Here is a 24,831-nt window from a genome sequence, read left to right as displayed (position 1 = left end):
ATTATTCACGTCTAGTCTTAAACTAGCTAATTTTCCATAAATAAAGCCAAGCATTCATCTTTTAAAATGCCTTTTGTTACTTTAATTTTTCTAAAAGACTTGGCGATAATTTCTTCACAAAAAACATGAATTTGTGACTGATTTATCGAGATTAAATCTTGGATGGAAACACCATAAGTAATTTCTGATATACCAGCCCAAATGCAAACTGTTGTACACATAGGACAAGGTTCGCAAGTCGTATATATGCTGTAACCCTCCAAAGAAGGGTTTTTTAGTTTATTTGCTAAACTGCGAATAACATTCATTTCTGCATGGGCAGATGGATCATTATTTCGCTGCACAGTATTATATGCTACCTCAACTACTTCGTCATCCTTGACAATGACAGCACCATAAGGCCAATCACCTTTTTTTGCTGCTTCTAAAGCTAAACGCATAAAATATTCTTGGTTCATTTTCGTTATTATCAGGGAAAAATCATGCTCAATCATATCTCATGATTTATGAGATGTAAGTACAGATTTTAAAGGTCACAAAAATATGTTGTTAAGTAGAGAAAAAACAGAATTTTATTTAACAGACTTGGAAACACCTATAGGTAAAATTATCAATCTGACAATTGCCGCTTTAGTACTAATTTCGTCAGGTATTTTTGTAGCTCAAACTTATAATATTCCTTATAATATAAGATTGGAGCTTGATTTTGTTGATACTGCTATCCTGGTAATTTTTGCGGTAGAGTATATAATTCGCCTCTGGAGTGCTGAAAACAAGCTTAAGTATATTTTTAGCTTTTATGCAATTCTAGATTTAATGGCGATATTGCCATTTTTTCTCGGCGCAGTAGATATTAGCTTTATTCGCCTACTGAGATGGTTTCGGATTTTAAGGTTAATTCGGTTTATTGATCAGAAGTTTTTGTTTGCCAGTGTCAGTAGTGAAGATAGTTTAATCTTCGTGCGGATATTATTTACATTATTTGCCATTATTTTTATTTATTCGGGGTTAATTTATCAAGTTGAACATCCTGTAAATCCACTCTACACTACATTTTTAGATGCGTTTTATTTCTCGGTTGTCACTATGACAACCGTCGGATTTGGGGATATCGCGCCAATTTCTGAAGTCGGTCGTTTGTTAACTGTATTGATGATTTTAACAGGTGTAGGCTTAATTCCTTGGCAAGTGGGAGATTTAATTAAACGTTTGGTAAAAAATGTAAATCAGGTAGAAACGATATGTTCAGGTTGTGGTTTAGCTTTTCATGATTTAGATGCGGCTTTTTGTAAAAGATGTGGGACGAAATTGAGAATTAAATGTGGCGAGTGAGAATTAAATTTTTCTAATTTCCCGTAAAAATAGTATATGGAATTGTATAATTCGCTCAATCAATCTTTACAGCAAAAAGAGTTGAACGTTACTAATGGATAAATTATTACTTACGATTATAAGTATGTTGCTGATAGTGACGATTCGTAGCCCCTTGAATAACCCCATTGCAAATATGTATGGGCCGCACTTTTTGGTTTTTTATGCTGGCATTATTACTGTAACTTTATTGGCGAGTTACTATAATTTAAAGTTTGACGCAACGGCACAATTACCTTTACCATCAATTCCTAGCAACCCTGATCCTTATAAAATTGCATATTTACGTGGTGGAGAAAGTGAGGTTATACGCTTAGTAATATTTAATCTGCTTCAGGATGGTTATTTGCAAATTAATAAAGATACCATAGAGCAGTCAACCACATATTCTTATGCAGATAATTTATCCATCATAGAGCGACACGTATTTGACTATTTTGTTTTTCCAAAATTAGCTAATCAAACACTCAGTGACACCATCTCAAACACCATTATCCACAAATTCTGGTGTGAAACTTACGAAGAATCGCTATTAAATGAGCAACTTTTACTACCCAAAACTGCCAGAGACTTAGCAAAGACAATCAGTACTTTGGGAAGTTGTATTATTTTGGGTTTGGGTAGTTATAAGCTTTCAATAGCATTGCTTAAAGGATATAACAATGTTTTATTTCTCATTATTATAGGTCTAGTTTATTGGATTATTTTTATACTGCTCTCTTATCCATCCAGACGAACTCAACTGGGAGAAAGATATATAAAACAACTTCAGCAAAGTTTTATACAACTTAAAAACAGAATCATTCGCACCATATCCGATGACAGAAATGACACAGATTTGAATATGTTGTTGCCTGTAGCCATTTTTGGTGTAGAAATCTTACATGGAACTTCCTACACGGATTTTGCCAACATTTTCGCGCCATTAGTCACTAGCCATAATGCAGGAGGAAGTAGTGGTGGTGGCTGCGGTGGCTGCGGTGGTGGTGGCGGAGGTGGCGGTGGTGGTGGCTGCGGTGGCTGCGGTGGTAGTGGCTAAAACTTAGTGTGATATAATACTTTGCAGAGTTAAAAAAGCGAGATGTATTAAAAAACCGCTGCCAAAATTTTGACAATTAATTTTTCCTAACTTTAGGAATTTCCTTATAAGGAGTAAAAGTGATGGATACATTACTGCATAATCCAGTTGCAGATATGTATGGGCCAAACTTTCTGCTATTGTATGGTATTGTTATCATCGCAACTTTGTTATTGTGTGGGCGATTAGTCCAAGATCCCACAAAAAATCAACCTTTACCGTTAATTCCGGCTGAACCAGATCCTTACAAAATCGCTTACTTGCGTTCTCAAGTAAAAGGAATTGCTCATTTAGTATTATTCAACTTGATTCAACAAGGTTATTTGCAAGTTAGCGGACAGACTATTAGCAAAATACCCAGCTATCCTGACATATCAAATTTACAACCAGCCGAACAACAAGTTTTTGAGAAGTTGTCTGAACCTGCTACGGCTAAAACATCTTTGTGGTTGGCTACCGAGTATGTAAAACCATTCTGCAATACTTATCAAGAACAGTTGGAAGATGAAAAATTACTGTATGCAGTCAAGTGGAAAGAATGGAATATCCAAGTGGGCTTAGTTGGGGCGATGCTGATTTTTGGCTTGGGTGGCTATAAGCTGCTGATAGCTTTGGGTAAAGGACACCATAACGTTGGTTTTTTGATAATTATGGGTGTGTCGTCTATTATTTACCTGCTGTGGTTTGTGAGTCAGCCCCATCCCTCCCTAAGTCATCTCGGAAACAGGTATCTGCAACAACTTCAAAGCACCTTCAACCAACTGCGGGAAACTTCCATAGTCAACAACAACTTACTGGTATTAGCACTGTTTGGTGTTGAGTCTTTGGCTGGAACTCCTTACAATGCTTACTATAAAGCGTTCTTTCCGCCAGCTTATTCTACGACAAGTAGCCGCAGTAGTTCGTCCAGTAGTTCCTGTAGTAGTGGTTCTGGCGGTAGTTCATGCAGTAGTAGTTCATGCAGTAGTGGGAGTTCCTGCGGTAGTTCTTGTGGTGGTGGTTGCGGTGGTTGTGGCGGTTAGAGAGAATGTCATACAACAGGCTGTCTGAAAAATTGAGACGTAGAGAATGTTAGATAAACCTGTACCAAGCACAGTCACAAAATCGGTAATACTCAAGTTACTGATTATTTCAGTGGCGATAGGTTCAGTAGTGGCGATCGCAACAATAGTACCAGATATGCCTGATCATGATTTTCTGCTTTTCTATGGTGCTATTGTGACTATCACAGTGCTAGTTAGTAGTTGGCTAGTGCAAGATCCCACACAAAATCAACCTTTACCGTTAATTCCTCTTGAACCAGATTCTTACAAAATTGCTTACCTGCGTTCTCAAGAAATCGGAGTCGCTAAGGTAGCAGTGATGGACTTGTCACAGCGCGGTTATTTACAAATCACAGAAGAGTCTATCCAGCAAGCGGAAAATCATCCTGATGTATCTCTGCTAACAACCATACAGCGTGAAGCATTTGATTGGTTTGCTACGCCAACAACACCAAGAACATCTGGATGGTTATTAGCTAGACAATTACAGCCACACTGCACAGTTTATCAACAGCAACTCCTAAATGAACAACTGCTAACTTCCGACAGCCTGAAAGCTAGAACAGAGTTAATCAAATGGATAGGAATTTCTATCATTGTCGGTTTGGGCGGCTTTAAGTTGGTAGTAACTTCGTTACATAGTCGCAATAATGTGGGTTATCTCGTGCTGATGGGAATATTCTCGTTTTACTTTCTTCAGAGTACCTGTGAGATATCTCGTCGCAGTAGTCTGGGGGGAGAGTATTTAAACCAACTGGAAGCAACATTCAAGCAATTAAAACCGAAAATTCAAGCTGATATCCCTGAAGCAACTTTCGCCCAGTTAAAACAAAAAGCAGAAATTGGTATTCCTTCCGAGTTTGAATATAACTTGGCTGTAGCACTCTATGGTTTTGATTTATTTGCAGGAACTCGTTACGACAGATATCAAAATATTTTTGTACCTGTGATAAATACCGCCAATTGGCAAAATAGTAGTTCTGGCGGTTGTAGTGGCGGTGGCTGTAGTGGCGGTTGTAGCGGTTCCTGCGGTGGCGGTGGTTGTGGCGGCTGTGGTGGTTGTGGCGGTGGAGACTAAAAAATGATGTTATCTCAACTTCCTACTTTGGGTGTCGGGTTGGGTTTTCGAGAACCATTCAAAAGTGATTTGTTTCTCAACCGTCAACAAGTGGACTTTCTCGAAATTGTCGCAGAACATTATCTGGATGTACCTGTACAAAAACAACAGGAATTAGAAATACTAGCTGCACATTTCCCGATAATTCCCCACGCCATTAATTTGTCGTTGGGTAGTGCGGAAGGTGTAGATACAGATTATTTACGCAAACTTGCAACCTTAATTAAACAACTTAACCCGCCTTGGTGGAGTGAACATATTTGTTTTACTAAAGCTGGCGGTGTGGATATTGGGCATTTGTCACCCTTACCTTACACCAAAGAGGCGGTAGATATACTCTGTCGCAATATTGCTGAAGTGCGGCGCTTTGTTGATGTGCCGTTAATTCTGGAAAATATTACCTATATGGTAAAACTTCCTGGTGCAGAGATGACCGAAGCCCAATTTTTGGCAGAAGTGGTAGAACGTGCTGACTGTGGGTTGCTGTTGGATGTAACTAATTTACATACCAATGCGGTGAATTATGGTTATGATGTGCATGATTTTCTCAAAGAATTACCGTGGGAACGTGTTGTACAGTTGCATTTCGTTGGTGGACATTGGCATGATGGTGTATTAATTGATAGTCATTCCCAGTCTACACCGCCGGAAGTTTGGCAAATAATAGAGGAAGTTGTAGCCCGCATTCCCGTCAAAGGGATAGTTTTAGAACGGGATGAAAATTTACCTCCGTTTTCAGAAATAGCCCAAGAATTGGAGATAGCACGAAAAATTGGTAGGAGTTATCAAAGATGGGGTTAGCACAAACCCAGCAAGTTTTAGCCCAGCTTTATACTAATACTGAATTTCGAGAGCGTTTTTTTGCCAACCCCCAAGCTGTGGGTGTGGAGTTGGGTTTGAGTAGTGATGAGGCGCAGCAGTTAGCAGAAGTTTCATCACAGGAAGTCAATATATTCGCTAATTCTTTGAAGTGGAAACGGTTAGGGGAAATACGGGAACTTTTACCCAGAACAGCTAAGGCGTTGGGGAAAAATTTTAATTCTTTGTTTTGGCGATATGCAGAGACTTATTTACCCACGGGAATTAAAAAACATCGGGATGATGCGATCGCTTTTGCTAACTTTATGATTAAGGTGGCGCACAATGAAAATTTAGCACCTGCTTGGATAGGTGATTTAGCCAGGTATGAACAAACTTGGCTGTTAGCTTATGAACCTGGAGTTTGTTTAAAATTTTGTTGGTTGCGTTTCGCGGTACATCATGATTTTACGGCAAAACCAACTTTGGCAATCTGGTGGCGTTTATCGGGGCGATCGCACTTACGTCATATAATATTACCGCACGCAGAGTCGCAGAGGCGCGGAGAGTATCAGGAGTTGTAGATTAGTTTACTCATGAATAAAATAGACCGCCAACGGGAACATCAAGCCAATGAAAGAACTTTTTTAGCTTGGTTGAGAACTTCCATCGCTTTAATTGGTTTTGGTTTTGCCATTGCAAGGTTTGGTCTATTTTTACGCCAATTAAATACGGCAATTACGCAACAAGAACCAACAGTACATCCGCTATTTAACTCGGAAAATTTAGGAGTTGCTTTAGTGATTGTGGGAGTAGGTGCGATCGCTTTAGCTGCTTGGCGATATAATCAGGTGTTCTGGCAAATTGAACGCGGTGACTATCGCCCTAATCGTTTACCTGTTTGGATTCTCACCGCAGTTGTGATGATTTTAGGCTTGCTGAGTATTCCTTTACTATTTTTACGCAATCATGTTACGCCGCGTCCATCTTTAATGTCGCCTCAGCCACAAACGAAAAATATTAGGTAATAGTAATTAGTATTTAATTCATAGATTAAGGCATATTTAAAAATTTAATTTTGTGCTTTTAAATATAATCAGCTAAAATTTTAGAATAGATTAAACAATAAAATAAAGCTGGTTTTACATTAGAATCAAATCCCGAACCTGTACCCCAACGAATGAAAATTAATTGATTGAAAACCTTTGCTAGATATTGTTTTGGCTATTGAGTACATCGTTAATAGATATAAATAAATAAAGTATTTCGGATGAGATACTAAAGCTTACATTCACTATTTAGAGTCAACCTCAAAGCCCGCAAGTGGTCAATCAAATATTATCCTAACCAGGGATAATCCTACCTACATATATTGGATTTTCCAGTTGGATGCAACTCATACCATTTTGGATTTTAGATTTTGGATTTTGGATTTTGAACTGGCTTATTTGTGAGCTTTTCAGCTATCCATTTTTCGTAATCATTTTTCCAAATGGTATAACATCAACCACCAACTTCTAGGCTTTAACTATTTCTAATTAGTATCACAACGCTGTCTGATAGTGCCGTTTAAAGGCTAGGACTACAATTATGAGTCAAACCTTTGCAACCATCGACGGGAATGAAGCTGTAGCCCGTGTTGCTTACAAATTAAATGAAGTAATTGCTATTTATCCTATCACCCCCTCTTCGGCAATGGGCGAATGGGCGGATGCTTGGTCAGCGGAAAGCCGCCCGAATCTTTGGGGTACGGTTCCCAGCGTTGTGCAGATGCAAAGTGAAGGTGGTGCGGCTGGTGCAGTGCATGGGGCGTTACAAACAGGTTCTCTGAGTACGACTTTTACAGCTTCTCAGGGGCTGTTGTTGATGATTCCCAACCTCTACAAAATCGCTGGGGAACTCACTAGCACAGTTGTTCATGTCGCTGCACGTTCTTTGGCTACACACGCTTTATCCATTTTCGGCGACCATAGTGATGTAATGGCGACGCGGGCGACTGGTTTTGCTTTGTTGTGTTCCGCTTCGGTACAGGAAAGTCACGACTTAGCCCTTATCGCCCATGCAGCCACCTTAGAAACTCGCGTCTCGTTCATGCACTTCTTTGACGGTTTCCGCACGTCTCATGAAGTGCAGAAGGTGAAATTACTCTCCGACGACGAGATTAAATCGCTGATTCCCGACGAATTAATTTTAGAACACCGCGCCCGTGCTTTAACCCCAGACCGTCCTGTGTTACGCGGTACAGCCCAAAACCCTGATGTTTACTTCCAATCAAGAGAAGGCGCTAACTCTTACTACAACGCCTGTCCAGAGATTGTGCAGCACATTATGGATCAATTTGGCGATCGCACAGGTAGATATTACCGCATTTTTGAATATCACGGTGCGGAGGACGCAGAACGGGTAATTGTCATCATGGGTTCTGGTTGTGAAACCGTCCATGAAACCGTTGATTATCTCAATGCGCGTGGGGAAAAATTGGGCGTGGTGAAAGTACGCCTCTACCGTCCCTTTGATATCCAAAGGTTTGTGGAAATGTTACCAGAAAGTGTGCAAACGATCGCGGTTTTAGACCGCACCAAAGAAGCGGGTAGCGCCGGTGAACCACTATATCTCGATGTGGTCGCAGCTATCCATGAAATCCGGGCTGAACGCGGTAGTGGTAGAGACAAAGTTCCTTCGATTACCGCTGATGGTCGTGGTAGTGGTAGAGATAAACTTCCATCTGTAATTGTTGGTGGTCGTTACGGCCTTTCCTCCAAGGAGTTTACTCCAGCGATGGTGAAGGCCGTCTTCGACAACCTCGCCCAAGCAAGACCAAAAAATCATTTCACTGTGGGTATTCACGACGATGTTACCCACACTTCCCTTTCCTTCGACCCCAACTTTTCCATCGAACCTGATAGCGTTGTTCGGGCGATGTTCTATGGGTTGGGTTCCGATGGTACGGTGGGGGCGAATAAAAACTCCATCAAAATTATCGGTGAGGGAACCGATAACTACGCCCAAGGTTACTTTGTTTACGACTCGAAAAAATCCGGCTCGATGACCGTTTCTCACCTGCGGTTCGGGCCGCAGCCCATTCATTCTACCTACCTGATAGACAAAGCCAACTTTATTGGCTGTCACCATTGGGTATTTTTAGAAAAGATAGATGTACTGCAAACGGCGGCAACTGGGGCAAAAATTTTATTAAATAGTCCCTTTGATCAGGATACTGTTTGGCGAAATCTCCCCCCAAAAGTGCGCCAGCAAATTTTAGATAAGCAGCTGAAATTGTATGTCATTAACGCCAACCAAGTCGCCCGTGACAGTGGAATGGGGGGACGCATCAATACAATTATGCAGGTATGCTTCTTTGCCTTAGCTGGGGTATTACCACAAGCAGAAGCGATCGCCAAAATTAAAAAGGCGATCGAAAAAACATACAGTAAGAAAGGTGCAGATATTGTCCGCATGAATATGCAGGCGGTGGATATGACACTGGATAATCTGCATCAAGTACATATACCCACCGCCGAACAAGGTAAATGGCTAGATGAAGAATTATTCTCTACAACTTCCTTACCTGTAACTGCGCCGGAATTTATTCAAGAAGTCCTTGGTAAAATCATGGTTTGGCAAGGTGATGATTTACCTGTCAGCGCCTTACCAGCCGATGGAACCTTTCCCACAGGGACAGCCAAATGGGAAAAACGCAACGTCGCCCAAGAAATCCCCGTTTGGGAACCGGATGTCTGCGTACAATGCAGTAAATGTGTGATGGTTTGTCCGCACAGCGCCATTCGTGCTAAAGCTTATGCAGAAAGCGAGTTAGCTGATGCACCCTCGGCTTTTAAATCTATAAATGCTAAAGATAAAGATTTTACTAATCAAAAATTTACTATTCAAGTTGCTCCCGAAGATTGTACAGGTTGCGCTATTTGTGTAGATATTTGTCCTGCTAAAAATAAATCTGAACCTGGACAAAAAGCCATTAATATGGCGCAACAGCTACCTTTAAGAGAACAAGAAAAGAAAAACTGGGATTTCTTTTTAAACTTACCCAATCCCGATCGCAGAAATTTAAAATTAAACCAAATTCGCCAACAACAACTGCAAGAACCCTTATTTGAATTTTCTGGTGCTTGCGCTGGTTGTGGTGAGACACCTTATTTAAAATTATTAACACAATTGTTTGGCGATCGCTCAGTTATTGCCAACGCCACCGGCTGTTCTTCCATCTACGGCGGAAACCTCCCCACCACCCCTTGGACAACCAACGCCGACGGACGAGGCCCGGCTTGGTCAAATAGTTTATTTGAAGATAACGCCGAATTTGGTTTTGGTTATCGCTTATCTATAGATAAACAAACAGAATTTGCTACCGAATTATTACAACAATTAGGCAGTGAATTAGGTGATAATTTAGTTCATTCCATACTCAAAGCTGAACAAAAAACCGAAGCCGATATTTGGGAACAACGAGAAAGAGTAGCTTTATTAAAAGAAAAATTAGATAAAATTCTTACTTCCGAAATAGACGCTAATTTAATATCTAAAACCAAAATTCTCAAATCCCTCGCTGATTATTTAGTTAAAAAAAGCGTGTGGATTGTTGGCGGTGATGGTTGGGCTTATGATATTGACTTTGGTGGGATTGACCATGTGTTAGCGAGCGATCGCAACGTCAATATTTTAGTCATGGATACAGAAGTATATTCTAATACTGGCGGTCAATCTTCCAAAGCCACCCCAAAAGCCGCCGTAGCGAAATTTGCCGCCAGTGGTAAGCCAGCGCCAAAAAAAGACCTAGGCTTAATGGCGATGAACTACGGCAATGTTTATGTAGCCAGTGTTGCTTTAGGTGCAAAAGATGAACATACTCTCAAAGCATTTTTAGAAGCCGAAGCTTACGACGGCCCATCATTAATTATTGCCTACAGCCATTGCATTGCTCACGGCATCAACATGACCACCGGGATGAATCACCAAAAAACCTTGGTAGAATCAGGACGTTGGTTGTTGTATCGCCACAATCCCCTATTAAAAGAACAAGGTAAGAATCCCTTACAATTAGATATGCGCTCTCCGACGCAATCTGTAGAAGCATCAATGTATCTAGAAAATCGCTTCAAAATGCTCACCAAGAGTAAGCCAGAAATCGCCAAGCAGTTGTTACAACAAGCACAAGCCGAAGTCGATGCCCGTTGGCAAATGTATCAATATTTAGCCCAACGTAATATGTAGATCCATAGCAATAATGATAAATTTTGGGTATTTATATTTATAAATATTGTATAATTAGTACTTAAGTGGCTTGACTCTTTGATAGGGGCATAGCTTTAAAGTTACCCGTAAAAGAATAAATGTTGAGTGATTCAGAGTGGATTGAAATTTATAGACACCTATTGCTAAAGTTACGCGATGTTGCTGATAGCTCACTGATTCTTGACGTTGAACGTGCTGCATCAGCAAGAATTGAAGAGAATATAAACGAAGATAGCGATATTATCAAGAGATTTAGTAGAGAATCTCGCGAGGATCTAGATCCGATTCGATTCAGAGCACCAACACCTCGTGAGGCTTTTACAGCAGCAATTGGAGTTTTGAATACTCGGCTGCGCGAAGTCCCTGCATTGGCAGAGAGGGTATCTGAGAAATTTAATTGTGCTACGTTAGATATTCAGTGGTATCCCGACGTATCAGAACGTGATCAAATCTCTGAACGAGGCTCTTTCTCAGCTTTTGAGTTTACGTTGAAAAAAAGTGAAATTGAGCAAGTTGAATCAGTTTTAAAAAGGCTTAAAAATCTGCTTGAAGACCAATAATGACAACTTTCAACGATTTACATAATGCAATTGATCAGCTTCTTAATCTCTGTGTAGCACTGAGATTGCTACAATTAAATTCAAATACCGAGGAGCGTGCATACGAAGCGTATATTTTATCTCTCTGTTGTGAAGCAGTGCATAATATACAGGGAGGACAGGCAACAATCACAGGTATAAACAGTGGGGCTAACCCTTCACCAATTATCTTTAGAGGTGGCCCTGGGTCTATGAGTTCTACAAACCAAAATTTCTGTTACGCTGACTGTAGGTTAAGGAACAAAACTTTTGAAATTCACGCTGACATCGAGTATGTTGGTCAGTCAGGTGCAACCCATGAAATTGATGTTTCAATATACGATGCTCAAGCAGCACAAAATGTTAGGGCAACTAGGCGTTCACCTAGAGCGAATAAATCCTTGATTGCTGCGATTGAATGCAAATTTTATACGGCGCAACCTGGTGTTGAACTGGCTAGAACATTTGTGGGTTTAGCTACTGATTGCGTGAGTAATAAGTTTAAAGCCTTTGTTTCTAACAGAAGTTCAGCAGGCATAGAAAGATTTCTATCAAAAACCAATTCTCCAGAACCATTTTTCGATTTAACGCCTCTTAATCCAGATTCTGAACAGCGTTTTGTGAGGTATCTTGAGCAGGTGCTTCGTAAATGGGCAGCTAGTAGGTAAAGATTGTTGCCTCATCAAGCGCAGAGGATGAATTGAAACCACTGCTGGCTTTTGCAGTTACAATCATTAGTTAAAAGCACAAAGTTAAACCTCTTGCAATTCAATTGAATATGCGATCGCTCAGCAAACGTGAATATTAGGTTAAATTAAGGCTAAAGCCAAACTACTCAGGTTGCTCAGCCATCCACAAACTAAGTGTAGAATAAGCGGTGTGTGGAGTGAGTACCTTGAATGCCAACAGATGCCCAATTGAGAGGTTTATATCGTCTTAGCTATTGGCTAACTTATATTTTGCTTCAGCCTATACATCTTGTTTGCATTGATGAGCGCACAAATAACTTGTATATTTTGGCTGGAAACGCTGAAAATCTAGAGTTCCAGATTACACCAAACGGTGAGGTGTTTTGATGAGTCAGGTTGATTATGCGGCTATGTCTGATGAAGAACTGAGACGATACTTTCTGCAACATCGTAATGACAAGCTGGCTCTTCGGGCTTATCTGGATAGATTAAATGAGCATCCACGCAAGATAATTACAAATGTAGACGATCCTGATTTTGATGCCAAGATTCAAGCAGCAATTATGGAAAAAATGCAAGCCGTAGATAATAACGGCGAAGCAAAAGCTTAATCTTAATTTGATATGCGATCGCCTACATAATCTGTAGAGACAGCAATTATCACAACAAGCACAAGCTGAAGTAGAAGTTAGTCCCAAGGAATCCCTAAAATTATCTCAATTGGTATTCTGGTTGAGAATGATATGGTGCTAAAGCATCCCATTTCAGCACGTCGTCTAGCAAAGCTTGATAGCCTAATGTATTGGGATGTAGACCATCAACATTCATTCTTTGCTGTAACCAAGTTTCACCGCGTCCCATCCATTGGTCGAAAATATCCAAGTAAGGAATTTGGCGTTGCTGACAAGCTAGGCGTGTAGCTTCTTTGTAACGGTGTTGATCACTGTGATTAAAATAAAAACAATCAAGAAATGGCATCTTGGTTTCATCCACGGGTGTCATACCCACAAACAAAACTGGGCAAAGTTGTTGTGCCAAATCTAGCAAATGGGCTATATCTGTCTCAAAAATGGCAAAATCTGTGTAATTTTTCCCATTGGGACGACCTAACCGTGCTGAATCATTCAACCCGACGGAAAGAATAATTAAATCTGGAACGCGGTTGCGGAGTTCACCTCGATGGCGAAATTCTACTTCTAGTCTTTGGGCTACCTGTTGTGTGCGATCGCCTCTGACACCTAAATTATATAAAACATGACCAGCACTACCGGGCAACATCCACCATCGGCGCAGTTGTTCCACCCAACCACCATGTTCAGGATCACCAAAACCGTAAACTATGCTGTCTCCAAGAGCGACAATCTTCAAAGACTGACATTGATTTGGGAGTAAAGACAGTTGCATTGAAGAAAGAGCTTGTAATGTTTGCATCTTAAAAAAGACTATATTTTATATCTTTACAAGATTCTATACATTTCTACACTATTCCAACGTATCTTTTTTGTCATTGATGCTGCAATATTAACTTTTCTGAATTACGCCGATTATCTATTAGAAGCTAACTTATCAGCTACACGGGTAGTTTCTGGGAGCCTGAATTTGGGTGTACAGCGCAATACATAATCAATGGCTGTAGTCAAGCTAATTTTGTGACCACTAGAAATATACAAAGGTTTAACCCCAATGCGAGTCCGTAAAACTGCACCAATGGTTTCACCTTTGTGTATGAGTGGTTGCCAACTACCTCTAGTTTCTGGCAGTTCCTTATGCTTGCCAATAAATAGTGATTTAGCTACACCAATTGTCGGCATATCCAAAATTACCCCTAAATGACTGGCTATCCCAAATCTGCGGGGATGAGCAATGCCTTGTCCATCACAAAGAATAATATCCGGTACTGTCTGGATTTTTTCTAAGGCATCAAGTACCGCCGGAATTTCTCGAAAGGAGAGAAACCCAGGAATGTAAGGAAATGAAGTCGGACGGTGTGCGAGGGTTGTTTCTATAACTTGCAAATCAGGAAAACTCAGCACTGCTACAGCGGCGCGGCTAATTGTCCCATCGGCTGTAAAACCCATATCTACACCAGCAACATAACTGATAGGTTCTCTTAATTGATCTTCTATGATTACTTGTTGACTCAAACTTTCTTGAATAGTGATAGCGGCTTCTAGGGTTTGAGGCCAAGTATGAGGTTGATAAATCTTCATAATGTATGGAGGAAAAATCCAGTTTAATACAGGACTTACGCAAAAGTAACGTAACTCCGTCATTACGTAGGCGTTAGCCTTCCCGTAGGGTACGATAGCGAAGTAATCTCCCCTGACGCTGAGATGGCTTCCCTACACTTCGTTTCGGTCGCAATGACATTATCGGCGTTGCGTAAGTCCTATAATAGTTGCGTAGACACAAAGCGGCTTGTCGTTAGACATCGCTAATGTGATGAAAGTTATTTAATTATTTATCAATAGCACTATCAGAGAAATCTTTACTACTTCTTCTATTTGTTTTAGTCTGTAATCCCTCGATACGGTAATCCAGGCTAATCAATCTAGCGACACAATCGCACCAACCCCAGATAAAAGTAATAAACAGCCAAATTTCCCCATATTCAGCTACTCTACCTACAGGTTGATTTTCTCCCTAATTCAGAAGCGATAAACTTCACTCTACAGGTCGATCCCAAAGTAGGATGAATCAAAGTAAATATAAGTTAGGTGAAATTCGCTAGAAAAATTGTTGTGAAGAAAGTAAATATAATTGATGGCTATCTTAAATTTTATTTAGCCACATTTAAATTAATTCACAGCAAGAGTTCATGGCAAATATTTACCTAAAAAAACTCACTAGTTAAAGCATTGATTAATTATTGCTGCCAACATTTTACCTAATGATGGCTCTATATGGCTTTGCTAGAAAAATATAACTTATGTGTTGTTAACGTTGTTTTTGAGGAATTCAAATGAAGAATATGACTTCTGTTTTATCTCTACTGCGTCCAGTACGTTTTCTCATTGTAGCTTTTACCTGTGCATTAATATCAGTGTCTAATGCTTTTCCGGCTTTTGCGATTGAAAGCTATAAAAGCGACCCGACGGAAGCTACAACACAACTGCTAGAAACTCAAAAGAAAACTGATGAAATTAGTAGATCCGCACCTCCGGGATTGAAAAAGGTGCAAGAAGAGTCTAATAAAGGACTCAACGAAGTTCAAGGAGATGCTGACATTGATAAAATGAAGCGTCCTGAAAATTCTCAAGCAGCAACTACTGTTGAAGATGAAGTTAAAAATTTGTTGGAAAAAGTCACAGGTAATAAGAAGTAAGAATTAATGAAACTAATAAGCAGCTTCAAAAGTAATCCAAGTAAGCATATTTGGTAGTTCTGATTCATACTTGAATAAGAATCGTTTACCAAGCGAATACTTTGACTGCTAGTTAGGGAAAATACTCCTCCTCCATTCTCTATACTTTCTACTCAATCTGGACACCTTGATAAAAATAATTAAGGTGTCTATTTTTCTTTTGAAGATCATACGAAATTTTCCATTAATACCCAATGTACGGGATGGAAAGGTTCATCATAATTGTTTTTTCTTACCAGCACTGACCAAAAGAGCGATGGCGTAAACGCCCAGCGTAGCTGATCGCATTTAAGACTGTGACTGTGGAAGCGATTCACAGAATCACACTAAATTAATTCATCTTTTTATTTAAGTAGCTAGGCGCAATTAAATATAAAACGCTCAAGAGCATATCCATCCTTAAGGCTTCTGGCTTCAATGCCATCAATAATAGCCATCGCTAAATCATAATTATTATCAAACATCTGTCCAGCAATTTCATGAGTCTTCAATTGATGCCACTCCTCCTCAATTCGATTCATTTGAGAACAATAGGGTGGTAAGAAAAACAAGTATAGTCCTTGTTCTTGCCATTGTTGCCATCGTTGTTTTGCTTTGTTACTCCGATGCAAGGAGCCATTGTCTTGAACAACCACAGTGATTTGACCAGTTTCATCTAAAGTTTGTTGTGCTTTAGCTGCAACCAAATCCATCACTTCAATGTAACGCGGTGTTTTGAACCCACCTTGAACTAAGGCATACTCAAAACTGGTTTGAGGTTCCCATAAACCCAAAATGCTAATACGACCACCACGACTACCTACTTGTGGCATGAGTTTTTGGCTACCAATACGGCTGTAACTATAGCTGACAGGACTCCAACGACAACATCCAGATTCGTCAAGGTATTTCAGTTCAACATAACCATCTGCTGCCGCTTGCTTCAAGATATCTAGGTCTGCTTGTTTAAGTTCTCGTTTGTCTGGATCTTGTTTCCCTTTATGGCTATGACGCGTGCGTTTCCATCTCCAGCCTTTTTTTTGAGCAAACGTCGCAGACGGTCTGGACTGAGCTGTACATTTCTCTGTTGAGCCAACTTTTGTGATAACTGCAAACTGTTATAGGTACGGGGTTCTACCTCTAAACAATGCTCTAAGTATGCTAAGTCCGCTTCCAGCCATTTACGCTTTGCTCCTCGTCCTGCTCTTTCCCACAATCCCCCCAATCCCAAGCTCTGCCATCGCCGCAGTGTTGCTCTTACCGTATGTTCGTGACATTCAAAAATCTGGGCAATTGCTGGTACATTCCATCCTTGAGCATTTAATCGAATCATGTGGGCGCGATCTCGTGTGCGTTGAGGAACGGTTGTCGCTTCTCGCAACTGAGCCAGTGTCAAATCTTCTAAATCTGTTAATGTCACTCGTAATGGAGCAGGCATCTAGTCGCATCTGTTTTTGAACTCACTTTATCTTATATTTAATTGCAACCAGCTACTTATCTTTGACATAAAATCAAATTGGTCGATGCTGATTTTTTCTTTGAGGGTCAGCTTTGGTTTTGATCAAAAGTAATTTAGATACGTTTGCCCTGGAGCTAGGCGAGATTAACTAGTGCTTAAAATTACAGCTAACCAGTTTTCAAACACACTCTAACCTTAAGTTATAAATAATCTTCCTCTGTTAATCTTTCCTCTGGTTGATGTAAATGAGGTTTGAATTTTGTGAACTTATAAATAAGTCTATTTAGGAATTAAGCTCAATGCGTACGATTAACATTGGTTTGACAGAAGAACAGCGTCAAGGTGTAGCAAATCTGTTAAATCAAGATTTAGCAGATGCCTATTTACTTTTAGTAAAAACCAAAAAGTATCATTGGGATGTCGTCGGCCCTCAGTTTCGCAGTCTGCACCAGCTTTGGGAAGAACACTACGAAAAACTAACTCTCAATATTGATGCACTAGCCGAACGGGTTCGTGCTTTGGGTTGTTACCCTATTGGAACAATGGAAGGATTTCTGCAAATTGCTACCCTCAAAGAACATTCAGGTGATGTTCCCACAGCTACAGGTATGGTAGCCAATCTTGTGGAAGATCATGAGCAGGTTATTCGCAATCTCAGAGAGCATATAGATCAGTCCAGTGAAGAGTTTCATGATGAAGGAACTGCTGACTTTTTAACTGGACTGATGGAAGAACATGAAGAGATGGCTTGGATGCTGCGCTCTTTTATTGAAGGACAAGAATTGCAGCCAGATGGAAATAAGCCAGCAACAGGATCAAAAACTCCTGTGGGTGTGTAGTTGAACACAGATTTATCCCTAAATTTAGAGTCCGACTGAACATACTAAGCTGCGGGAAGAACTTATCTCCCGCCTTTACCTATTTACCAGTCAACTATAAAAAAGCCAATTTTCAGGAGTATTCAAGTGCCAGAAGTCTATCAAGCAGAACGTACTATCTCGGCTGTAATTAAAGAACAGAAGCAAATTGATGATGTAATTCGACGTTTACTAGACAGAGGCGTACCCAGAGATCATATTTCGGTTATGGGACGGAATTTTCAGTCGGAAACGCGAATTGCTGGCTTTATTACTAAGAGGGATGTAATTTTAGGTGGGTTGCGAACAGGGGCGATTTTTGGTTCTCTGTTTGGCTCTTTCCTAAGTTTGCTCACAGGTGTAGGTGTATTGTTCATCCCCTTTGTTGGCCCAATTGTCGCGGCGGGGCCAATCAGTGCATTACTATTAGGTGCTGCTAGTGGTGCGATCGCAGGTAGTGCTGGTGCTGGTTTAGTCTCAGCTCTCACAGCCTGGGGAATGCCTGAAGATAAAGCTGCAATCTACCAAACCCGCTTACAAGCTGGCGAATTTCTCTTAATGGCAGAAATCCCTAGCGATCGCACTGGCGAATTTCAATTACTTTTAGAAAGTGCTGGTGCTGAAGAAATTCACACAACTGATAAAACATTAGCTCATCCTTGTCCTGGCCCTTGTAATAGCCCAGAGGATTTGTCTCCTGAAGTCCGTTCACATCTGTCTGAAGAAGCTCAACGGACATTCATTGAGCGTTACAATGCGGTCTTGAATGAAACCAGTGATGAGTTTAATGCTGAACAAGCTGCTTGGGAAGCTGTACATCAGCGCTTTGATGAAGATCAAAACGGGGTTTGGTCAAAGGAAAAAGTTAACGTCTAGGCGATCGTTTATTTTGGTTTGTTAGCAATTAATCAAGATGTTGGGGTGTAAGGATATGTTTGTAGAATTCCTTTCACCCTATTTTTGTCTTTTATGATTCCTCTCGAAATTCTAGAATGCTTTTAGCTGTGACTTGTGGTTGTTCTAAATGCGGGATATGGCCTGAATTTTGAATCCAAATCAGTTTACTGTTGGGAATTGCCCGTTTAAATCGCTTGGCATCTGTCGTGCCTAAAATTTTATCTGAGTCGCCCCAAAGAATTAATGTCGGTTGCAAAATTTGTGCCAGTTGTTTAAATCTAAAAGCACTGTAACCACCACTTTTGGTAAAAGCAATTAAAGCTAAATGCCAACTAGGCATTTCTAGATGCAATCCGCCACAATATGCTGCATCTAGGGAAATCAGACTGGGATTTTTATAAGCAGTCCGAGAAATGCGATCGCGCACTTTAGGATTACGCAAAAATTGCGTCGCCCAATTATCTAAGGGCGGAAACATGAATTTCGCTAAGGGTGAACCCGCTTTTAACCCAGCACTATCAATTAATACCAGTTTTTTAACAACTTCTGGGTAAGTGAGGGTAAAATCAAGGGCGGCTGCACCTCCCATTGATGCACCTACTAAAATTACAGGTTGGTTAATTAAGGTTTTCCAGAAATAATATAGATGGGTTTTAATGGTGACAGGGCTAAATGGTATGCCTGCGAGTCTGTCGGTAAAGCCAAAACCCAGTAAATCAACTGCCCAAGTTTCATTATTTTCTGCCAACAGTGGCAACAGTCGGCGGAATTCTAATACAGAACTATCAAAGCCGTGAATTAGTAAAATTGGTGTACTACCACTACCTTGTTGTGCATAGGTTGTGGTAATCGCTTGATCAGATAAAGGAGTAGTGATCGCGTGACTTTGAATACTCCGCGCTAGGGCGATCGATTCTGGCTCTGTTAATTGACTAACTGCGGTAGGTAAAAAGCTGGGAAACATAACTGATAATTTACAGCACCCCATTACCAAAATAATACTGATTTGCCTGATGATGACTTAGTGTACTGAAAAAACAGTACTGAATGTCACAATTGGAGCCAAACCCTCGTAAAATAAAGATTACTTATTTTAGTGTCTCAGGAGCTAATGCCATGCCAATGGCTGTTGGCGTAATTGAAACTTTAGGTTTTCCATCTGTGTTAGCCGCGGCAGATGCAATGGTGAAATCTGCCGCAGTCACGCTAGTGTATTATGGCCTAGCGGAAAGTGGCCGCTTTATTGTTGCTGTCCGAGGACATGTTGCTGAAGTAAACAGAGCTGTTGAACAAGGTATAAATGCTGGGGAGCAAGTAAAGGCTGAAACAGTAATCACCCATTATATAGTTCCTAATCCCCCGGAAAATGTGGAAACAATACTACCAATCCACTTCACCGCCAAATCAGAACCTTTCCGTATCTTCTAAAAGATTTTGCCATTAAAATCTGTAACGAAGCTTTCTACAATTAATTTGTAGCGTTACCACATACATTGATTTATACAGGAGATTGCTAATGTCATTACAAGCCGTTGGCTCGCTGGAAACTAAAGGTTTTCCTGCTGTACTTGCAGCAGCAGACGCAATGGTAAAAGCTGGACGAGTTACCCTCGTTGGTTATATCAGAGTTGGTAGCGCACGTTTTACAGTAAATATTCGAGGAGATGTATCGGAAGTCAAAACCGCGATGGCTGCCGGTGTAGAAGCAGCAGCAAATGTTTATGGTGGAACATTAGAATCTTGGGTAATTATTCCCCGTCCCCATGAAAACGTTGAGGCTGTTTTACCAATTGCTTATACTGAAGAAGTGCAAGAGTATCGAGACTCTGTAGAAAATCCCATCATTGGTAGGTCTCGTAACGGACGATAGATTTAGATTCATTAGCATATTCATTCAACAGCTAAAGTCAAAAGTTCTCAGTCTAATTGCTAATTGATGATTAATAATTGAGACTAGACTATTGACTTTTTGCTAGATATGTTGTTTCAATTTAATTGAAATAGATGTTAGCCATAATTATCACCTTGACTCGGCTGACAAGTAACTCTTAAGAGAAACAAATTACTTGTACGACTAGTTGTCAAATTTGCATATAATTAAAAAAATTTCCTTAACAACAGTATTAGATTTTAAGAAAATTGTAGTGTTAGCGATCGCTTCCCTACTTCAAAAAACCTGTCAATAGCTATAAAAAATCAAGGAGTTAACTATAAACTATAGCTTTCAACCATGAAATCTATAGGCGAACTAGTAAAGATTAATAAGAAAAATTACATAATTACCCAATGGCTAAAAAAGACTTTACGGTGTGAAACTTATCTACCCAGAATAACGTCTTTGAAATGGGTAAATCCCACTACTTCTTTTGCAGAAGGGTCAACTTTCTAGCTTTTACTAACTGAAGAACTTTAATCGCAATTTTTCTTGATCAGTTTGGTTTGGGATAAATCTGCTGTTAAAGTGTCTTGATGATAAGTTTACAAAAATTAAAATTCTTCAGAGATAGAAACAAAATTTCCGAATCCTGAAATTTATATGATTCAGAGAATAAAAGCCAAAACTACAATTCTGAAAACTTCTGCATAAAGTTTGGGAATAAAAACGTAATAAGAATAGAATCGCTGAAATGTCTTCATGAAAGCGACCGATTCATGGACAACTGCCAGCCAAGATGTTAAGAGTGATTGACGATAAACGGGGGTTGTGATGCAAACTTTAAGGCAAGGTTTTGAAGAATACAATCTCACTATGGCAAAAGATGGAGAAAAACTGGCACAGTATTGGCGTAAACGTCTAGCTGTAGAGATTCCAGAACAAAACGTATCTGTGAGGGAGAGTATTGTTCTGTGGCTTTTGGGAAAAGACTTAAATCGATTTGAACTATTAAATCCCAAAGAACTGGAAATTGCCAAGCAAGCGATGGAATATCGCTGGAAAATTTTACGTCAACGCTACTTGGGTATTGGCAGAGAACGTGCGTATCGTAACTTAATCACACGATTAGGAAGTTTAGTCAGCTTACGCCATAAAATTCAAACTTGGGTAGCATTAAGCCGCGATCGCCAACGCAGTGTCATAGATGTCTTACAAGAAGTTATCCAAGAATTACTACAAAGCGACAGCTATATGCAGCAGCAAATGGCTTGTATCGTCGAATTTACTAACGACAGACGACTACAAGATACACTCTTGTTTGCCAGTGTAGAAGAGTATGCTTTGCGCCCAGTCCGCAATCAACCTCTACTCGTTTACAGATTTGTCAACTACTTGCGTCGGACTCAGCGTGGTGGCTTAACTCAAGTACCAGGTAGTGACATAGTGAGACTGGTTTCCGAAGAAATTCTCACCGATGACAATGATAATCGCGTTAATTTGGTAGATACGCAAGCGATCGCCGAATATCAAGAAGCACAACAACTAGAAGAACAACAATCACTGCGCCAATCTGTGCAAACAGAATTTGCTGATTATTTACAAGAAAATCTCGGACAAGAAGCAGTCGATTGGCTGAAATTATATCTTCAAGGCAAATCTCAAGATGAAATTGCCAAGCAACTGCAAAGGCCGATTCGGGAAATCTACCGCCTGCGGGAAAAAATCAGCTACCATGCAGTTCGTGTCTTTGCCCTTAAAGGCAAACCCGAACTCGTCAATAGCTGGCTATCAATTTCTTTAGAAGAACATAACTTGGGACTTACACCTAGTCAATGGCAGCAACTTTATCAAAAATTAACCCCACTGGGGCAGCAAGTACTAGATTTACGCAAAGCAGGTAATTCCCTGGAAGCGATCGCCCAACAATTAAACCTCAAAAGCCATCAGGTAATGGGAGAATGGACAAAAATTTATCTCATAGCCCAATCGTTGAGAACCGAAGAATCAGGAGCATAATCAGCGATCACTGCAATTCCTACCCATAAATAAATTGGGGACTTTGCGGGACGCAATTGGGAGGGTGTTTAAACCTAGCAACCTTTCCCCTGCTCCTCTATCCATTTAACTAAGTATCATCGTACAGAAAGTAATTAATTTAATTTTTACCAAGATAACAAAGTATCTTTATTTACTGCCAATCAACTTAGAGCAAAATAAAATATAAGGAAACTTTAAATAATCAAAAATTATGTTGTCTTCAGAGGACAAGCCAGTTGATACCGCAGCTAGTAAGCAGCAGGTACTATCAAACATATCGATAAACTTAGAGCGAGAAAGCGATCGCCAACAAATATTCCAGCTAATTGATCATCTCCTGTCCTTTGAAGCTTGTCTGTACCATCAAATTTTGCCCTTTCGATTAGAAAGTAACAAATTACTCCTGGGTATGGTGCATCCACAGGACGGCAGCGCCCTAGATTATGTGAATCGCATCTTAGCTTATATCAACTGCACAATGGTGAGTCAAGAAATTGCCACTGACAGCCACCGCCACATCCTCTCAGCCTACCTCAACTATAAAAATACCTTTAGCTCATCTCAAAATCAGCAGCAACCACCAGCATCAATGGTGGCAAATATAGAAACCCCTGAAAATACTCAAAAATTAACAGATTTTCCCCCGCTTCCAGAACCCAATCTTTCGGTTTTAGCCAAAAAGCTCAGAGAAGAGATCACCGAAGCAGTACTCACAAATAATTTAACTATCCTGCCAGTCCCTGCACCAGAACTATCTACTCCTGTAGAAGTGTTAGCATTACTCCCACCCAAAAAACTACTAGAAGAATTACTCGGTCGAGTGCTTGGTGGCGGAATTGGTCGCTTGTATTTAGAAAGACAACCTTACAAAGGTAGGATACTCTGGAGCGATAATGGTGTTGTGCAATCAGTATTAGAGAATTTACCGTTGTCGGTGTTTCAAGGCGTACTGAATGAATTAAAGCGATTTGCCAGCTTACCTATTACCACCATTACAGAACCAAAACAAATAGAAAAAGAATGTGTATATCAACAAAACCGTGTATTATTACGTCTGCGAGTGATGCCAGGTATTTACGGTGAAGAAGCTACACTTCAAGTATTGCGGGGAGCCGCCTTAAAGTTTCATCAACAACAACAATTAGCCCGTCTCAGCCGAGATGTTTTGGGTATTTCTCAACAACTCAGCTATAAATTACAGGAACTAAATCAACGACTAATACTTAACTCTAACCTGACATCAGAGCAATCAGATGCTTTAGAGAGCTTAAATCGCATAGTCGAAAATTTAGACCAACAAGTCAAAATACTCACAGCAAATAGCGATACAATGGGCAAATAATAAATCACAATTGGGTCAGTAAAACCGCTGATTTCGATCCCTGACATAATTGCTATGTTGTAAAGGAACATTAGACCGAATCACCATATTTTTAAGTATTAATTATTACATATTTTAACTGTATTAATACTATGGTAGCGGTTTTAAAACTTATATTAGTCAACTTAATTTTCCATTATTGAATTCATTTTTACAGATATTTCATGCAGACTGAGGTTTTTAGTGAACTTTTCCCCTTGCTGAGTACAGCCAACCCCCAAACTTTAGAATGGCTGCTCAATGTTGCAATTGATCACGAGTATCCCGTAGGACGCGCCGTATTAATGGAAGATGCCTGGGGTAACGCAGTTTACTTTGTGGTATCTGGGTGGGTGAAAGTCCGCCGTACTTCTGGCGAAGATTCTGTTGCCATAGCGATTTTAGGTCGGGGCGATTTTTTTGGAGAAATGGCGATTTTAGATGAATCTCCGCGTTCAACTGATGTCATTGCTCTTTCGCCTGTGAAGTTACTCAGCATTTCTCGTGAGCGTTTTATTCAAATCTTGTTTAAAGATCCACAATTGCATCATCGGATGCTTCAACTGATGGTGCGAAGAATCCGGCAATTTAACCAACGCTTACAGATTCGCTCTTCACCACCTGCTGTAAAACTGGCGCACACCTTAGTCAGTTTAGGTGAAAGCTATGGACAAGAATCAGAGCAAGGTAAAGAAATTTTTAATATTCCCTTTAAAGATCTGGCAGAAGTAACAGAAATCGGAGTAGAGGAAACCACCAAAATCATGGAAAAATTACATGAAAAAGGATGGATTACAATTGATAATGTTAATAACATCATTTACTTGCTTAACTTCAAGCAATTGATGAATTTGGCTGGCAAAGTCTAATTTGAGTTGAGTGTAGGGTAGCCACAATTTCAGATACTGCGACAATTAATGTATATCAGTTCTCCAACTCACAGACTTGCTAACAGTCGCACTAACGGCGGATATTTTTGTCAAAAAGCCTTTACGTAAGTTATCAACGGCATAGACCGCAGATGCAAATTTTGGCAATGGTGTTGAGCATTAAGATATTGAGTTACAAGTTTTGAAAT

Annotated in this window: 24 protein-coding genes and 1 pseudogene; 20 read left to right on the top strand and 5 right to left on the bottom strand. The window is 40.1% G+C overall.

The features are described 5' to 3' along the window. Window positions 1-26: 26 nt before the first annotated feature. Complete coding sequence (locus NOS7107_RS17870) at window positions 27-458, bottom strand: nucleoside deaminase (RefSeq protein ID WP_044500114.1); 432 nt, start codon at window positions 456-458, stop codon at window positions 27-29. Between the two features lie 85 nt (window positions 459-543). On the opposite strand from NOS7107_RS17870, the gene NOS7107_RS17865 reads away from it, so the two are divergent. The 12 genes from NOS7107_RS17865 to NOS7107_RS17815 all read left to right on the top strand — a co-directional run bounded on the left by NOS7107_RS17865 (window position 544) and on the right by NOS7107_RS17815 (window position 12,535). Next, a complete protein-coding gene (locus NOS7107_RS17865; RefSeq protein WP_015114351.1) occupies window positions 544-1,332 on the top strand; it encodes an ion transporter in 789 nt (262 codons plus the stop codon). 94 nt (window positions 1,333-1,426) lie between these two features. After that, window positions 1,427-2,410 carry a TIGR04222 domain-containing membrane protein gene (locus NOS7107_RS17860; RefSeq protein ID WP_015114350.1) on the top strand — a complete coding sequence of 328 codons (984 nt, stop codon included), beginning with the start codon at window positions 1,427-1,429 and terminating at the stop codon, window positions 2,408-2,410. A 122-nt stretch (window positions 2,411-2,532) separates the two neighbouring features. Further along, on the top strand, window positions 2,533-3,471 hold the full coding sequence (locus NOS7107_RS17855; protein ID WP_015114349.1) for a TIGR04222 domain-containing membrane protein: 939 nt from the start codon (window positions 2,533-2,535) through the stop codon (window positions 3,469-3,471). Window positions 3,472-3,517: 46 nt separating this feature from the next. Further along, window positions 3,518-4,570, top strand: coding sequence for a TIGR04222 domain-containing membrane protein (locus tag NOS7107_RS17850; protein WP_015114348.1), 1,053 nt, complete (start codon window positions 3,518-3,520; stop codon window positions 4,568-4,570). 3 nt (window positions 4,571-4,573) lie between these two features. Beyond that, complete coding sequence (locus NOS7107_RS17845; RefSeq protein WP_015114347.1) at window positions 4,574-5,410, top strand: DUF692 domain-containing protein; 837 nt, start codon at window positions 4,574-4,576, stop codon at window positions 5,408-5,410. After that, window positions 5,401-5,991 (top strand): hypothetical protein, encoded by a 591-nt coding sequence (locus NOS7107_RS17840; RefSeq protein ID WP_015114346.1) that lies wholly within the window; start codon window positions 5,401-5,403, stop codon window positions 5,989-5,991. Before NOS7107_RS17845 ends, NOS7107_RS17840 begins: the two co-directional genes overlap by 10 nt. A 12-nt stretch (window positions 5,992-6,003) precedes the next feature. Further along, window positions 6,004-6,435, top strand: a complete 432-nt coding sequence (locus NOS7107_RS17835; protein WP_015114345.1) for a YidH family protein — start codon at window positions 6,004-6,006, stop codon at window positions 6,433-6,435. Window positions 6,436-6,997: 562 nt separating this feature from the next. After that, a complete protein-coding gene (gene nifJ / locus NOS7107_RS17830) occupies window positions 6,998-10,636 on the top strand; it encodes a pyruvate:ferredoxin (flavodoxin) oxidoreductase (protein ID WP_015114344.1) in 3,639 nt (1,212 codons plus the stop codon). Between the two features lie 119 nt (window positions 10,637-10,755). Then, window positions 10,756-11,217 (top strand): hypothetical protein, encoded by a 462-nt coding sequence (locus tag NOS7107_RS17825; RefSeq protein ID WP_015114343.1) that lies wholly within the window; start codon window positions 10,756-10,758, stop codon window positions 11,215-11,217. Further along, window positions 11,217-11,903, top strand: coding sequence for a hypothetical protein (locus tag NOS7107_RS17820; protein ID WP_015114342.1), 687 nt, complete (start codon window positions 11,217-11,219; stop codon window positions 11,901-11,903). Before NOS7107_RS17825 ends, NOS7107_RS17820 begins: the two co-directional genes overlap by 1 nt. Before the next feature lie 231 nt (window positions 11,904-12,134). Continuing rightward, entirely contained in the window at window positions 12,135-12,311 is a 177-nt protein-coding gene (locus tag NOS7107_RS29045) for a hypothetical protein (RefSeq protein WP_015114341.1), read from the top strand. Beyond that, a complete protein-coding gene (locus NOS7107_RS17815) occupies window positions 12,311-12,535 on the top strand; it encodes a hypothetical protein (protein WP_015114340.1) in 225 nt (74 codons plus the stop codon). The genes NOS7107_RS29045 and NOS7107_RS17815 overlap by 1 nt, the downstream gene beginning before the upstream one ends. 100 nt (window positions 12,536-12,635) lie before the next feature. Here NOS7107_RS17815 and NOS7107_RS17810 read toward each other — a convergent pair whose 3' ends face one another. Continuing rightward, window positions 12,636-13,355: a GDSL-type esterase/lipase family protein gene (locus NOS7107_RS17810; protein WP_015114339.1), complete on the bottom strand. Its 720-nt coding sequence runs from the start codon at window positions 13,353-13,355 to the stop codon at window positions 12,636-12,638. 113 nt (window positions 13,356-13,468) lie between these two features. Next, on the bottom strand, window positions 13,469-14,134 hold the full coding sequence (gene nfi / locus NOS7107_RS17805) for a deoxyribonuclease V (RefSeq protein ID WP_044500111.1): 666 nt from the start codon (window positions 14,132-14,134) through the stop codon (window positions 13,469-13,471). Between the two features lie 752 nt (window positions 14,135-14,886). Between nfi and NOS7107_RS17800 the strand changes: the two genes are divergently transcribed. Continuing rightward, window positions 14,887-15,249: a hypothetical protein gene (locus NOS7107_RS17800; protein WP_015114337.1), complete on the top strand. Its 363-nt coding sequence runs from the start codon at window positions 14,887-14,889 to the stop codon at window positions 15,247-15,249. Window positions 15,250-15,644: 395 nt separating this feature from the next. On the opposite strand, the pseudogene NOS7107_RS27970 reads toward NOS7107_RS17800, so the two are convergent. Continuing rightward, window positions 15,645-16,705 (bottom strand): annotated as a pseudogene (locus NOS7107_RS27970) (IS630 family transposase). Window positions 16,706-17,025: 320 nt separating this feature from the next. Here NOS7107_RS27970 and NOS7107_RS17785 point away from each other — a divergent pair. After that, a complete protein-coding gene (locus NOS7107_RS17785; RefSeq protein WP_015114336.1) occupies window positions 17,026-17,565 on the top strand; it encodes a Dps family protein in 540 nt (179 codons plus the stop codon). A gap of 126 nt (window positions 17,566-17,691) precedes the next feature. Next, window positions 17,692-18,459, top strand: coding sequence for a ChaB family protein (locus NOS7107_RS17780; protein ID WP_015114335.1), 768 nt, complete (start codon window positions 17,692-17,694; stop codon window positions 18,457-18,459). Between the two features lie 91 nt (window positions 18,460-18,550). Here the strand turns inward: NOS7107_RS17780 and NOS7107_RS17775 are convergent, their stop codons facing one another. Further along, window positions 18,551-19,444, bottom strand: coding sequence for an alpha/beta fold hydrolase (locus NOS7107_RS17775; protein WP_015114334.1), 894 nt, complete (start codon window positions 19,442-19,444; stop codon window positions 18,551-18,553). Window positions 19,445-19,596: 152 nt separating this feature from the next. On the opposite strand from NOS7107_RS17775, the gene NOS7107_RS17770 reads away from it, so the two are divergent. From NOS7107_RS17770 to NOS7107_RS17750, 5 genes are all read left to right on the top strand, one after another. Further along, window positions 19,597-19,908 carry a carbon dioxide-concentrating mechanism protein CcmK gene (locus NOS7107_RS17770; protein WP_015114333.1) on the top strand — a complete coding sequence of 104 codons (312 nt, stop codon included), beginning with the start codon at window positions 19,597-19,599 and terminating at the stop codon, window positions 19,906-19,908. Between the two features lie 88 nt (window positions 19,909-19,996). Continuing rightward, complete coding sequence (locus NOS7107_RS17765) at window positions 19,997-20,350, top strand: carbon dioxide-concentrating mechanism protein CcmK (RefSeq protein ID WP_015114332.1); 354 nt, start codon at window positions 19,997-19,999, stop codon at window positions 20,348-20,350. Between the two features lie 837 nt (window positions 20,351-21,187). Continuing rightward, a complete protein-coding gene (locus NOS7107_RS17760; RefSeq protein ID WP_015114331.1) occupies window positions 21,188-22,372 on the top strand; it encodes a HetZ-related protein 2 in 1,185 nt (394 codons plus the stop codon). Window positions 22,373-22,604: 232 nt separating this feature from the next. After that, entirely contained in the window at window positions 22,605-23,735 is a 1,131-nt protein-coding gene (locus NOS7107_RS17755; RefSeq protein ID WP_015114330.1) for a hypothetical protein, read from the top strand. Window positions 23,736-23,938: 203 nt separating this feature from the next. Then, window positions 23,939-24,622, top strand: a complete 684-nt coding sequence (locus NOS7107_RS17750; RefSeq protein WP_015114329.1) for a Crp/Fnr family transcriptional regulator — start codon at window positions 23,939-23,941, stop codon at window positions 24,620-24,622. The last annotated feature ends 209 nt before the right edge of the window (window positions 24,623-24,831 follow it).

The organism is Nostoc sp. PCC 7107 (assembly GCF_000316625.1).
Classification (GTDB): domain Bacteria; phylum Cyanobacteriota; class Cyanobacteriia; order Cyanobacteriales; family Nostocaceae; genus Nostoc_B.
The sequence above is the reverse complement of the archived record's forward strand: the minus strand, read 5'-3'. Positions and strand labels throughout refer to the sequence as shown.